General features: G+C 50.7%; 8 protein-coding genes. 4 read left to right on the top strand and 4 right to left on the bottom strand.

The window, feature by feature from the left end:
- Window positions 1-99: 99 nt before the first annotated feature.
- Both SH451x_RS20110 and SH451x_RS20105 read right to left on the bottom strand, forming a co-directional pair.
- Window positions 100-687 (bottom strand): RNA polymerase sigma factor, encoded by a 588-nt coding sequence (locus tag SH451x_RS20110; RefSeq protein ID WP_479358880.1) that lies wholly within the window; start codon window positions 685-687, stop codon window positions 100-102.
- Between the two features lie 187 nt (window positions 688-874).
- A complete protein-coding gene (locus SH451x_RS20105) occupies window positions 875-2,080 on the bottom strand; it encodes a glycosyltransferase (RefSeq protein ID WP_479358878.1) in 1,206 nt (401 codons plus the stop codon).
- A 45-nt stretch (window positions 2,081-2,125) separates the two neighbouring features.
- Here SH451x_RS20105 and SH451x_RS20100 point away from each other — a divergent pair, with 45 nt between their 5' ends.
- The 4 genes from SH451x_RS20100 to SH451x_RS20085 all read left to right on the top strand — a co-directional run bounded on the left by SH451x_RS20100 (window position 2,126) and on the right by SH451x_RS20085 (window position 8,190).
- Window positions 2,126-4,738: a glycosyltransferase gene (locus tag SH451x_RS20100; protein WP_479358876.1), complete on the top strand. Its 2,613-nt coding sequence runs from the start codon at window positions 2,126-2,128 to the stop codon at window positions 4,736-4,738.
- 9 nt (window positions 4,739-4,747) lie between these two features.
- Window positions 4,748-5,611: a hypothetical protein gene (locus SH451x_RS20095; protein ID WP_479358874.1), complete on the top strand. Its 864-nt coding sequence runs from the start codon at window positions 4,748-4,750 to the stop codon at window positions 5,609-5,611.
- 11 nt (window positions 5,612-5,622) lie between these two features.
- On the top strand, window positions 5,623-6,495 hold the full coding sequence (locus tag SH451x_RS20090) for a sugar nucleotide-binding protein (protein ID WP_479358873.1): 873 nt from the start codon (window positions 5,623-5,625) through the stop codon (window positions 6,493-6,495).
- Window positions 6,496-6,834: 339 nt separating this feature from the next.
- Complete coding sequence (locus SH451x_RS20085; RefSeq protein ID WP_479358872.1) at window positions 6,835-8,190, top strand: carbohydrate porin; 1,356 nt, start codon at window positions 6,835-6,837, stop codon at window positions 8,188-8,190.
- Window positions 8,191-8,235: 45 nt separating this feature from the next.
- Here SH451x_RS20085 and SH451x_RS20080 read toward each other — a convergent pair whose 3' ends face one another.
- The gene (locus tag SH451x_RS20080; RefSeq protein ID WP_479358871.1) at window positions 8,236-10,584 is read right to left on the bottom strand and encodes an arylsulfatase; all 2,349 of its coding nucleotides are present in this window, start codon (window positions 10,582-10,584) and stop codon (window positions 8,236-8,238) included.
- A 277-nt stretch (window positions 10,585-10,861) separates the two neighbouring features.
- Entirely contained in the window at window positions 10,862-13,222 is a 2,361-nt protein-coding gene (locus SH451x_RS20075; protein WP_479358870.1) for an arylsulfatase, read from the bottom strand.
- Between the last annotated feature and the right edge of the window lie 28 nt (window positions 13,223-13,250).

Here is a 13,250-nt window from a genome sequence, read left to right as displayed (position 1 = left end):
GCTCCTGAGCCTAATTTCTCTGACCGTCGGAAGGCAGAAAACCTTCAGAACCTTACACAAAAAAGTCCCTTTTTAAGGCAGTAGCATGAAAACCCGTAATTATCCATCGGGAAAGATCTCTTTGGCTGCTTCTCGCAAGCGTTTTAAGACCCTAGATTTGATCGTGAATACTGCACCTTCGGTGAGTCCAAACTCCTGAGCAACTTGCGCTGCCGATTTTTTTTCTAACACAAAAGCCCGAAACGCTTGCCATGATCGCGTTTCAAAATCAGCAGCAATGTAGCTTAGCAACTTTTGCAGTACAAAACGGTCATGCTCTCGTTCCCATAACTGGCTGAGCTCGCTGCTGGGGTCTTCTAGCTGCGCCATGCGATCATCGAATTTATCAGGCCACGCTACCGTCTGTCGCTGTTCACGCCAGCGCACTCGCAGCCGATTGACCACGATTCCACGCAGCCAAGTACGAAACGCACCTGCGTTCCCATTGTGACGGAAATTGGGCAACTGATTAAAAAGCACGACGAGCACGTCTTGGACGATGTCTTCAGCGTCTGAAAGAGGGATCGCTTCGTTGCGCAGCCAACCTAACAACCATGGGCGATAGATTTCGATAAGCTGATGCCACGCCTCCGCGTCGCTTGGTTGCGACTGAAAACGCCTGAGCAATCCATATGGAGTTGTGTCCACGCTATCGCAGATCTGGCTACGGGAAAAACCCTAATTGCAAAAGTGGTTCTGTACCACCCAAGCGTACTTAGCAGGTCGAATAAACTTCGGTTAGCTTAAGTCTAAGCCGCGTGCGTTGCAAGCAAAAGAAAGGCTACTTTAATTCAAAGCTGACTTTACATCGCTATTGGAACCGCCTCAAACGCGATCATACGACCGATTCAACTAGCTTGTGAAGCTTTGAAACTGCGTGATGAAGTTGATAGTGCGATACAATCTTGCTTCGCGCTGCGTCCGCGCACTGCACGTACCGCTCAGGATTGCCGAGCATTTCCAACGATTTTTCGACCCAAGCGTTCACGTCGAAGAAATCGGTCAGCATCCCTGACTGGCCATGCTCGATCATCTCACGGACTGGGGCAGTGTCGCTCGCTAATATTTTACAACCACAGCTCATCGCATTCAGCAACGACCAGCTTAAAACAAATGGCACCGTTAAGTATAAATGAAGGTCTGAAAGCGACAGTAGTTCGACCAACTGGCTAGGCGCCAATCGCCCGACAAAGTGAATTCGTTCGAGATTAGGGTTATGCTTGTCGATCGACCATTGCATAAAAGACTTGCCCGCCGTGTAACGTTGGTCGCCGCCATAAGCGACACGATCTTCTCCAACAACGACGACGCTCACATCTTTTCTCGCTCGACAAATATGATTGGCAACCTGAAGAAAGATATCGAAGCCGCGTGTAGCTTCGAATCCGCGACTTACATACGTTACAATCTTGTGGTCTTCTGGGATCGTCGTGCCGTTAAAGGTTCTTGTCGTCGGCTTTCGAGGACTCCAAAAGTCGACATCAATACCGTCAAAGATCGTCTGGAGTTTCGACTGGTATTCGGGCGGAATTTGGGAACGTTGAAAGTCGGTAGGCGAATACCCCGCATCGCAGTTATGCAAGTCTAACAGGAGCTGGGCGTTCCTGATTCGAACACGCAGCAGATCGAGCTCGGTTGGTAAAGGCAAATCTTGGCGAAAATCCATATCGCTATGATGGGCGTGGTAAAAATATTCGAAGTATCCGATATGGGGCGTCTCTGGATATAGCTCTCGCAAAAACAACGATGATACAAATCCGCTATGGGCAATGATGACATCTGGTTTTATATCAGGTCGTTGCTGCAATGCTTCGAAAGCCGCGTGAGATCGCCAGACCTGGTTCTCAAGACTTCGAGTGCAATAGTGTGTTTCCTGACGCGCTCCACCGCGACTTTGAAACTGGACATGTTGGATTTCAGCAGTATCGGTGACTTGCTTTTCACTGACAAAAGTGCAACGATGTCCATGCAGCTTCGCAAATTGCGTTGCTATTTGACCGAACTGAGCCGGAAAGTTCGTGTGTAAAAATAAAAGATGCATTTTTATATAGTCCCTGCTTAGTCCAACATTTGAACTTTCCCTATCATGACCGAAGCACCCATCGCGATCTACTACCATCGCGCTGCTTATTCGGAAACGGCACGCGCTCATCAAGCCAAGTCGCCGAACGATGGCCTTCCACAAGGCATCATGGGACGTGAGGTTGCAAGTTACGAATTCTTACGAGCGCTTCTGCTTTACGGAAGAGCGGAGCGTATTGACGTGCTGCTGGCAAGCGATGCTGACCGCGATCCATTTTGCAAGATGTGCGCAGAAGTTCTCCATGATGCGCCGATCGCCCGTCACGTAAAAATTATTCCACCGACAGAGCACGCTGCTTGGTTTGCGGAGCCGACCGCCGAGATTCTCCATTTTGCCTATCCGCCTGAACCAAGTTTCGCTTATGCCAGAGCACAAACGGGCGCTGCAAAATTCGCGGTATCTGGAGTTACCCACACGCTATGTACAATGCGGGCAATGCAAACGCTCAACGAGTATCTTGTGGCTCCGTGGCATACGTTTGATAGGCTGGTGACAACTTCCTATTCAGTCGAAATGCTAGCCAGAAAGGCTCGACTGGCTATGTCTGAAAATTACTCAATCGAAAGTCTGTCGAGTGGCAACAATTCGATAACTCTTGAAACTATTCCTTTGGGTGTTGATACCAAGCGTCATAAACCTGCGACTCGTAAGCTGCGACATGAGTCACGTCGCAGGCTCGGGATACTCGATCATGAAACAGTGCTCGTGTTTACCGGCCGCTTGTCGCACCACTCGAAAGCGCATCCGTTTGCCATGTTTGAGGGCACTCAGCGCGTCGCGAAAAAACTTGGACAAGATATACACCTTTTACTTTGTGGTTGGTTTAGCAATCCAAGTGTGCGAGACGCCTACTTGGATACAGCGCAGCGTGTTGCTCCCAATGTTCGAGTCGCGATCGTAGATGGAATGGATTCTTGGTGGCGTTTTCATGCGTGGGATTGTGCAGACATTTTTGTGTCGCTCGCCGACAGCATTCAAGAAACGTTCGGTCTGACTCCGCTCGAAGCCATGGCAAGGGGTGTCCCGGTTATCGCAAGTGATTGGAATGGCTATCGCGATATCGTAGTCCATGGGAAGACAGGCTATCTGGTCCCGACTGCGATTGTTAAAGGCTCGCACAATGGCTTACACGAGCAATTTGCCTCTGGCGAGATTGACTACGATCTGTTTCTGGCAAAATCGAATCAAATGGTGATTGTATCGATAGAAACTTACGCAGACAAACTAATACAGCTACTATGCAATCCTCAGTTACAAAGAGAATTTGCTGAGGAAGCGACAACGCGGGCGAAGAAGTTGTTTGACTGGAGTCAAATTATCCCACGGTACGAAGCCATGTGGCGGCAACAGCGAGAAGAATTGAAACTACATCAAACGCAAGCGTCTTCACCGAAGGCGGCTAGTACCGAGAAAGAATTATCAAAGCACATCCATCAATCCGAACCCTACTATCCGCCGATCGATACAGTTTTCGAGGCTTATCCAACGTGCTGGTTAGACAGCGATTCGAAGCTGTCGAAAAGCGACAACGCAGTTCAATTAGCGCGAGATCTGCTTGCTGATCGACTATGCAATTACTGCCTTCCATGGTTGGAGCAGAGAGATTCGGTGCTGAAAGTCATCGCACAAATGAACTCAGTTGCAACCGTTGCAGAATGGGTACAGACACTGGCCCAGCAAGACGTTGCGGACGCTTGGCAGCTCAATGTAATTGCTTGGCTATGCAAGTATGATGTGCTGAAAGCTGCAACGCTCGCCAACTGTCTCGACGTGTCGAGTGGCAGTGCTGTTTCGTTATGCGAACCTCTCATTAGTTTTGTCATCACATGCAAAGGCCGTCTGGACCAACTGAAGCAGACTTTACCCAGTACCGTATCGCAACCAGATTCTAATGTAATCGTAGTCGACTATAGTTGTCCGCAATCTGCTGGCGACTGGGTGCAAAAGAATTTTCCAACGGTGAAAGTAGTGCGTGTGGTAGGCAAGTCGATGTTCAATCGTTCTGACGCCAAAAACCATGGTGCCTTTGCTGCAAGTTCGCCATGGATTTGTTTGCTGGATGCGGACATCGTGCTGAGCCCTGATTTTACGTCTGAGATTCGTCGTTACCTTGTGCCCAATGGAATTGTAAGATGTGGCACGATTGGAGAAGGAACGGGAGGAACATTGTTGTGTCAACGGGAGCTTTTCTTACAAGCGAATGGCCATGACATTGTGTACGAAGGGTGGGGAGAAGAAGACGACGACTTGGTCGATGCACTCAAATTTGTCGGCGGACATAACGTTTTTTACCCAGCGAAGCTTATCGAACATTTGGAGCATGAGGATGATCAAAGAACCGCGTTTCATGACGAGAAAAGCCGACCAGCGAGTCACATGATCAACCGTTTGTATAGGGCTGCAAAGTGGGATTTGGCGAGAATCCTTGGAAAGGTCCCTGCTCTGCCTCAACGACAGCAACTCTACCAAGACGTGCAACGAGGTTTTGACCGTTGGCAAGCGACGGGAGAAACGGATCTGACAATCCCAATCGGCACTATGTTTTGGAAACCGATCGAATTAGATTGCTCACGTTCGTTACAGTACCGGCTTCGTTCACTTAACCAAGGCGGTTGATTAGCTCGCATGTTGCCCAAGTTGTTGATCGTTATACCGCACTACTACGGACCAGCGACGACGCGTACATCGCATGGTTCAACATCGAATGACGCTGCTCGTCGCGCTGCTATCGTAGCTCGAACGATCATGGCGATCCACCAAACATTCGGTAGCGATCAGTACATCATGCAACTGGAAAAGCGGGCAACAGATCCTGCTAATGAAGCAACGCGATTTGATGTGCGTGTAATCGTTAGTGTCGTCGGAGATCACCATCTGCTGAATACACTCAACATTTCGCAAAGTCGTTTTGAACGCCGTATCTTCAATGTGCAGCCAACTTCGCTAGGATATACTTGCCACGATGTGTTAGCAGAAAACTTGGAGCAGGCTGACTGGTTCGGCTATTTGGAAGATGACTTGATCATCAATGACCCGCTTTTTTACGACAAACTTGCATGGTTCAATAGTCTAACCAATGGTTCTGCTGTTCTACTTCCTAACCGTTTTGAGCGCGCAGTGAATCAGCTGGCAGCCAAAGCGTATGTAGATGGGAATTTGCCACTCAAGAGCACCGCTGCGTATCAAGAAATTCAAGAGAGTCACTTGATTAAGGCTTCTTTGTTGGGACGCGAATATGAATTCTACCGGCCGAGCAATCCTCATTCAGGGTGTTTTTTCCTTTCGAAGAATCAGCTAAAAAAGTTCGTTGATTCGCCCAATTTCCACGATCGAACTGCTGACTTTATCGGTCCTTTAGAGAGTGCGGCCAGTCTTAACTTGATGCGCACGTTTCGCGTTTACAAGCCCGCTGTGCGAACGGCAAGCTTTTTGGAGATTGAACATCAATCCAACCAATTCATTTCGATGTTGCGACGTCCAGAACAATAGATGGAACGACGATGATTGTTATTTTGGGTGCCAGTGGGTATATCGGGACTGCGTTTCGGCGGCTTTTGGAAAGTCAAGGAGTTGCATATCAACCGCTGCCGAGATCCGAGGTTGACTGTTCACGCCCTGAACTCCTGCGCAAAATATTGCTAGATCGAGGAGCCACTTTTCTAATTAATTGCGCGGGTTACACCGGAAAGCCAAATGTTGACGCATGTGAAAGACACAAAGCGGAGTGTCTTTTCGGCAACACTGTTCTACCTGGTATGATCGAGCAAGCATGTTCGATGGCTTCGATTCCCTGGGGCCACGTGTCCTCCGGATGTATTTACACAGGAGCAAGAGTCGACGGTTCTGGGTTTCAAGAAACAGATCGACCTAACTTCAGCTTTCGAACGAACAACTGCAGTTTTTATTCTGGTACGAAGGCGTTGGGCGAAGAGTGCCTGCAAGATGCGGAGAGCTGCTTCATTTGGCGACCTCGAATGCCGTTCAATCATCTCGATTCCGAACGCAACTACCTGTCAAAATTGATGCGGTATTCGACACTGCTCGACGCAACAAATTCGATTTCGCAACTTGACGAGTTTGTGTTGGCATGTTGGAGATGCTGGGTAGATCGTGTGCCTTTCGGAATCTACAACGTGGTCAACACCGGAGCGATAACAACGCGCGAGATCGTCGATTTGATCAAGGAAGAGTTGCGAATTGAGCGAAGCTTTAACTTCTTTGAGAGTGAAGACCAGTTTATGCAGAACGCTGCCATCACACCGCGATCGAATTGCATATTAGACAATCAGAAATTGATAGATTGTGGCATCATGATGTCTGACGTTCGCGATTCTATCCGCATGTCGCTCCGGAAGTGGGAAGCTGTTTCCTGAGCGTCTCGTTTGGCAATATCATCGTGTTATGGCAGTGCGATTGTTTTGGGAGCTGGAGATTCTCGAAAAGAAAATTTTGCCATCCGAGGTTAGCTGACAAAATGCATCCGCTGGTAAAGTTTGCCGCATAGGACGATTGAGCACTGTTAGCAAGTTGATTGCGTACGGCCTCTCGGCATATGTTAATTACTCCCAATGCGGTTAGCCGATGGACAACGTCAATAGATTGCGGCAGGCAAGCTAGTTGTCGATTCTAAAGCAGAATAATTTGTTGCTCGCAACTCGCAAAAGATGGCTTGTCGCACAATCATTGCCTGCTCGCAACAAGGGGACTCAGGTATGCACTTGCAATTTAAGCTTCGACGGATTTTGGTCTCTGCCGTTGTGCCAGCATTATTCGGCTCTCTCAGTATCTTCTGCGAATCAAGTTTTGCGCAAGAGTTGGGGGCAGAAGTTTTTTGTTGTGAGCCAGGCCTGGAGACCGTTTCAGCGCAAGTTGCGATGCCCGCTACCTGTCGTTGTTCGCTTGAGCCTACTTGTTGGCTTGATGGTCGAGACAGTGACTTCCGGCGTGGCCTGAAAGACAATGGGATCTCTTTCACGAACAATTTGACCAACTTCTATTTTGGAAACACACGCGGCGGCAATGAACAGGAGTTTAAGTTTGCCGGACATGGCGATTACCTAGCCAACCTTGACATCCACAAGATGGGGGGGCCGCAAGGCCAGTTCCTTCAAATACGAGCGGAACATCGCTATGGCGAATCGATAACGCCTGCATCTGGCGCGCTGCTTCCCCCAGTACTCGCCACTGACATTCCAGTTCGTGACTCAGAACAACTTTACATCACCAACCTGTTGTTCACACAAGCTCTATCTGAGTCGTTTGTTTTATACGCTGGTAAGCTTGATACGCTTGGCGGCATGAACGATTCGTTGACCAGCGGACGTGGTATTGATCAGTTTTCCAATCTCTCGCTCATAGGCAATCCATTGGGGCTGCGTAGCGTCGGGTACTCGAGCTTGGGAACTGGTTTTGCCGTTCTCAATGACGGAGAGAAAGTATTCAACTTTTTAGTGTTCAATGCACGCGATACTACCGAAACCGACGGGCTAAGCGAGTTGTTCGCTGATGGTGTCGTACTCGCACCCGAACTCAAAATTCCGACCAAGTTCTGGGGATTGCCCGGTTTTCAGTCGTTCGGTGGAATCTGGAGCAGTCGCGAATTTGCATCGCTCAACCAATCGCCATTCTTCTTGTTTCCTCAAATTCCGATCGTGCGCCAGTCAGGAACTTGGGCACTCTTATACGAATTTGATCAGTACTTAGCCGTTGATCCATGCAACGAAAAGCGGGGCTGGGGAGTCTTCGGTCGGTCGGGAATCGCTGACAGCGAGACGAATCCTGCAAGTTACTTCCTTAGCGCAGGAGTGGCGGGACATAGTCTACTCGACAGTCGTCCTAATGATCGATTTGGAGCCGGCTGGTTTTACTATGGGACAAGCAACAAAATCGCTCCATTTGCAGAAAACATAGTCGGACCAATTCGCGACGGTCAGGGCGTTGAAATGTTTTACAACCTGGGCATAAACAAGCGGATGTTTATTACTGGCGATACGCAGATATTACAATCTGCCTTGTCTAACGTTGACACTGCGCTTCTCTTCGGCCTGCGTGCCAACTTGGCATTTTGACGTGACAAGGAGTTACGATCTAGGTTTGCAGAAACGGAGCGACCATCACTGCAACTCCACTGTCAACTTCTCGATCGATCCATCGAAGGCGAACGGGCGGCGGTCGTAATAATCTTTACAAACAGTTGAACCAAGATCAGTACCAACGTCAAAACTCTCGCTAGCAGTGAAGGCCGCTGGCACGGTCATCTTAGCGGTCGTTCTGGCAACTTCTTGACCATCAACGCTGAGCACAATATCGGCTGGTGCTCCCGGCTTGGGGGCCTTAAGTGTAGTTTTCACAATTATCTTATGCTTGCCGGCTGGAATCTTACCGACGGACTTGGCAATGGAGCGATCAATGATCATGAGGTTATATTCGAAGATCAATTGCCCATTGTCCATGTAACAAGCCAAGCCGCCGCCAGAACCGCCCATGGCATAGAGCACTCCACTGGCTTCTTCCCCGCACTCGAGATCAATCGTGACCGTGTTGTTGTGATTTCCAAGAGCGGGAGCAGTGAATTCGGGCATGCGTGTAGTCGTGGCGTCAAAATTCCAGCTCGTGTAAGGCGACCTGATGCGGTCCTCAGGATGGATCCGGAGCCAGATGCCCGCTCCGATTGGGAAGGCCTTGTTTTCCTCAGCCTGCTCAAGAAACAACTTTTTCATTTCTTCGAGCTTCTCAGGGTATTGCGTGGCAAGATCATGCATTTGTGTGAAGTCTTTAGTAAGGTCGTAAAGCTCCCACTTAGCTTTCGATGAATCCCAAGACTCGAGTCCTGGTTGAGCGTTCAACCACGGGCTGAGTGGGCCGAATGTGCAAGCATACCAACCATCTTTGTAGATGCCGTCGCTACCGTTATTGTCAAAATACTGGACATGCTTATTCTCCGGTGCAACTGCATTGTTGAAGCTAGCGACCATACTCACGCCGTCAATCGGATCTTGCGGAAAGCCATTCACTTGTTCCGGGGCTTTGATACCGATCACGTCATAAAGCGTCGGAACGATATCGTTGACATGATAAAATTGTGATCTCGGAGTACTATCAGCTTTGATCTTTCTTGGCCAAGAGACAACGAGTGGATTGCGCGTGCCGCCAAAATGTGCCGCGACAAGTTTTGTGGAGCGAAAAGGCGTGCTGCCGGCCCAAGCCCAACTTGCATGGTAAATATTGTCCGTCAAAGGTCCGCCTAATGCTTTCAGGCCGCCCAATCCGTCTAGTGCTTTAATCTGTTGGGCAATCGTATTAGGAATTTGATTTTGTGCGAGGAGTTCGCTGATCGATCCGTTCTGACCTTCAGCTGAAGATCCGTTGTCACCCCAGAGATAGAGAATGATTGTGTTATCGCGCTGACCGCTCTGATCGAGATAGTCAACAAGTTTGCCAACTTGCGCATCCGTGTGTTCGCAGAATCCCGCGTAAAGCTCCATCAGACGAATTTGGAAAGCTCGTTCCGATTCGGGAATGTCTGCCCATGCCGGCATAGTTTCGTCACGCGGTGTAAGCTCAGCATTAGAAGGCACCCAACCGAGGGCTTTTTGGCGGGCAAAGACTTCTTCACGAAGCTTGTCCCATCCCTGATCGAACTTGCCTTTGTACTTCGCAGCCCACTCTTCTGCTACGTGATGCGGTCCGTGCACTCCGCCAGGAGCCCAGTACATGAGGAAGGGCTTGTCGGGCGAAAACGCGCGATGCTTTTTCAACCAAGTGATGCCTTTCTCAGCCATGTCCTCGGTGAGGTGATATTTTTCATCATGAGGCGGTTCAATCGCGCTGGTATTTTCTATAAGCCGTGGCTCCCACTGTGAAGTTTCACCGGCGAGGAAACCATAGAAATACTCGAATCCGTAACCGGTAGGCCAATAGGTGAATGGCCCCATCGCGGTGGTTTGGTCGGCTGGCGTGTTGTGCCACTTGCCGAAAGCAGATGTCTTGTAACCGTAGTTCTTAAGCACTTCAGCCATCGTCGCAGAAGTCTTGGGCATGACTCCAGTGTAGCCATCCCAATCAACAGCCCGCTCGGCAATTGTGCCAGTGCCGACGCGTTGGTGATTGCGACCCGTCAGCAAGGACGCACGAGTGGGTGAACAGATCGAAGTGGTATGAAATCGATTGTAGCTGATTCCTTGCTGACTAAGCTTTGATAACGTTGGCGTGTGTGCGAAGCCACCGAATGTGTCTGGTACACCAAACCCAGCGTCGTCGATGAGTACGATAAGCACGTTCGGCGCGCCTTCCGGTAGACGAACTGGTTCGACACGCCGTTTGTGGATGGAGTCCTGCAGCGTTGGTCCCGCCTTGCTCGCGGTGGGCGCCGACGGAAAGGGCAGTACCGAACCGTCGTCGGCGGCAATGGCCAAGGCTGCACTGGTGAGACTGCAGAGGAAGACAAGGATTGCGCGTTTCATATGGATGCTCCAGGATTATTGTCTGATTGTTAGTTCGCGGTGTAAACCGTGTTCGAAGTTTCCCGACGCTCCACAAGACTGTTCATGCATTGGGAGGAACGGTTTAAACTTTCTTCATTGGAATCATTCGAGTTACGTCTCCGGCTCAGATTCATCCATGCGTAAGGTGCGGAGCGGTAATTTATACATCTAGCTCGAGGCACTTCAATACTTAAGTCGCCGTGTTAATACCATCCATGCCGTCGCATTTCTTGCAGAGCACCGGCATTTGAGCTTTCTACTTGTTCAAATACTTGATGGTCGTCGCGCCAATGGTGCCATTGAATTTAAACGGAGCCTGGTCGAAGTAGTCGAGTGAGACCGGGGAATCCAGGTCAACACCAATGTCGAAGGTCGCATTGGACGTGAAGTGCAAGGACATGGCGGCCGGAACACGTCCTTGTGCCACATCGTTACCATTCACTCTGAGCGTGACATCCATTGGACCGCCGATCTTGTCGACTAATCTTGATTCAACTTCAATCTTCACCTTGCCTGTTGGCAGCTTCTTGGACTTGAGTTTGGTGCGCTGAATCTCGAACAGGTTGAACTCATAGCATAGGTTTCCGTCCTTCATGTAACAGGTGATGCCGCCGGAAAAGCCCGCCAAGGCGTAGAGCACCCCGTTCGCGTTTTCGGGAACGTCGACTTCCATGGTCACCAGGCTGTCTTGCTTGCCGAGCTTGGGTGCGGCGGACTCAGGCATTCTGGTGATCGGTGCATCGAAGGTCCATTCCGTGAGCGCGGAGGCGGGCGCATCCTCGGGATGGAACATGGCAGTGGACCACAAGCCGCCGCCGATGGGCAGGTTTTTGTTCTTGGTGGATTCAAGCAAGAAGAGCAGCTTCAACTCTTCGAGTTTCTTCGGATTGGTTGCCGCGAGGTCATTTGCCTGACTCCAGTCCTCGTCGAGGTTGTAAAGCTCCCAGCGGTCTGTCAGCGGAGACCATTCCTTGATGCCTTTCGGAAGGCCACCCACCCAAGGTTCGCGCGGACCTGGAGCACTCGCGAACCAACCGTCATGATAGATGCCGCGGCTGGCCATGATGTCGAAGAACTGCGTCTTCCGCGTTCCAGGAGCCTTCGAGTCGTCCAAAGCATAGACCATGCTGACGCCATCGATAGAATCCTGCTCGAACCCGTTTACGATTCGTGGCGGCGTAATCTTCGTAAGTTCGTAGATCGTGGGTGCAATATCGATGACGTGATGAAACTGCGGGCGCGCCGTCGGTTCTGCCTTGATACGTTTCGGCCACGAGACGGCCATCGGCTGTCGGGTGCCTCCAAAGTGCGCACCAACGAGCTTGGTAGACCTGTAAGGTGTACTTCCCGCCCAAGCCCAGCCAGCGTGATACATGTTGTCAGTTTTTGGACCGCCGAGGGCATTGAGGCCGCCAAGTTCTTCCAGAGCTTCGAGGTGCTGCGAGATCTTGGTCGGAATCCCGTTCTGAGCGAGCTGCTCACTGATTGTCCCATACAGCCCTTCGGCGGAAGAACCATTGTCGCCCCAGATGTAGAAAATGAGCGTATTATCGAGTTTGCCCTGGCGATCGATTTCATCAATGACGCGGCCTGCGTTGTAGTCGGCGTGCTCAGTGAAACCGGCGAAGACTTCCATCAAGCGACGCTGGAATGGCTTTTCCTCTTCTGGAATCGAATCCCACGATGCCAGAGACTCGGGGCGCGGCGTGAGCTGCGCATTTTGTGGAATCCACCCCTTAGCTTTGGCGTTGGCGAAAACGCGCTCTCGATATTTGTCCCAGCCATCATCGAACTTGCCCTTGTACTTATCGGCCCACTCCTTCATCACCTGATGTGGACCGTGCGATGCGCCGGGCGCCCAATACATGAAGAACGGCTTGTCTGGGGCGTAGGCCTTCTGCTCACGCAGCCACGTGATCGCATCTTGTGCGATGTCGTCGGTGAGGTGGTAACCCTCGGGGAGATGGTCCGTGACTGGCGATGTGTTGCGCGTCAGCGTCGGCTCGTACTGTGAAGCTTCGCCCGCAAGGAAGCCGTAGAAGTACTCGAAGCCATAGCCGGTTGGCCAATAATCGAAAGGTCCTTTAGACGTGATCTGCTCTTCGGGAGTATTGTGCCATTTACCCCAGGCTCCCGTGTTGTAGCCGTAGTTTTTGAGCACTTCGGCGACGGTCGCTGAAGACTTCGGAATCGTCCCGCTGAAGCCGTCAAAGTCATTTGCGATGGCCGCGATCTGTCCGTTGCAGACACGTGTGTGATTACGACCGGTGAGCAGCGCCGCCCGCGTCGGGGAACACATTGCTGTGGAGTGGAAGCGATTGAATGAAACACCCAGCTTTGCGATGCGATCGAGCGTCGGCGTATTAATTTCGCCACCGTACGTTGAAGGTGTGCCCGGCCCCACATCGTCGATTAGAATGACCAGGATGTTCGGGGCACCGTCGGCCAGTCGCTTCGGTTCAACTCGTTTCTTGTACGTCGAATCCTGGATTGTCAGGCCCGGAGTAGAGCTCGATGGCGTCGGCGGGAATGGCAAAATCTCTTGTGCGCTTACCGACAATGCTAAGATACAAAGCATTGAAGTAACGCATAAAATTGCATGAAGACGTGAATGCATCTTTTAGCTCCGAGTTGTTAATCGTGAT

It is taken from the genome of Njordella aestuarii, assembly GCF_056494165.1.
Note: the sequence above shows the minus strand (reverse complement) of the source record. Positions and strands in the feature narration are given on the sequence as shown.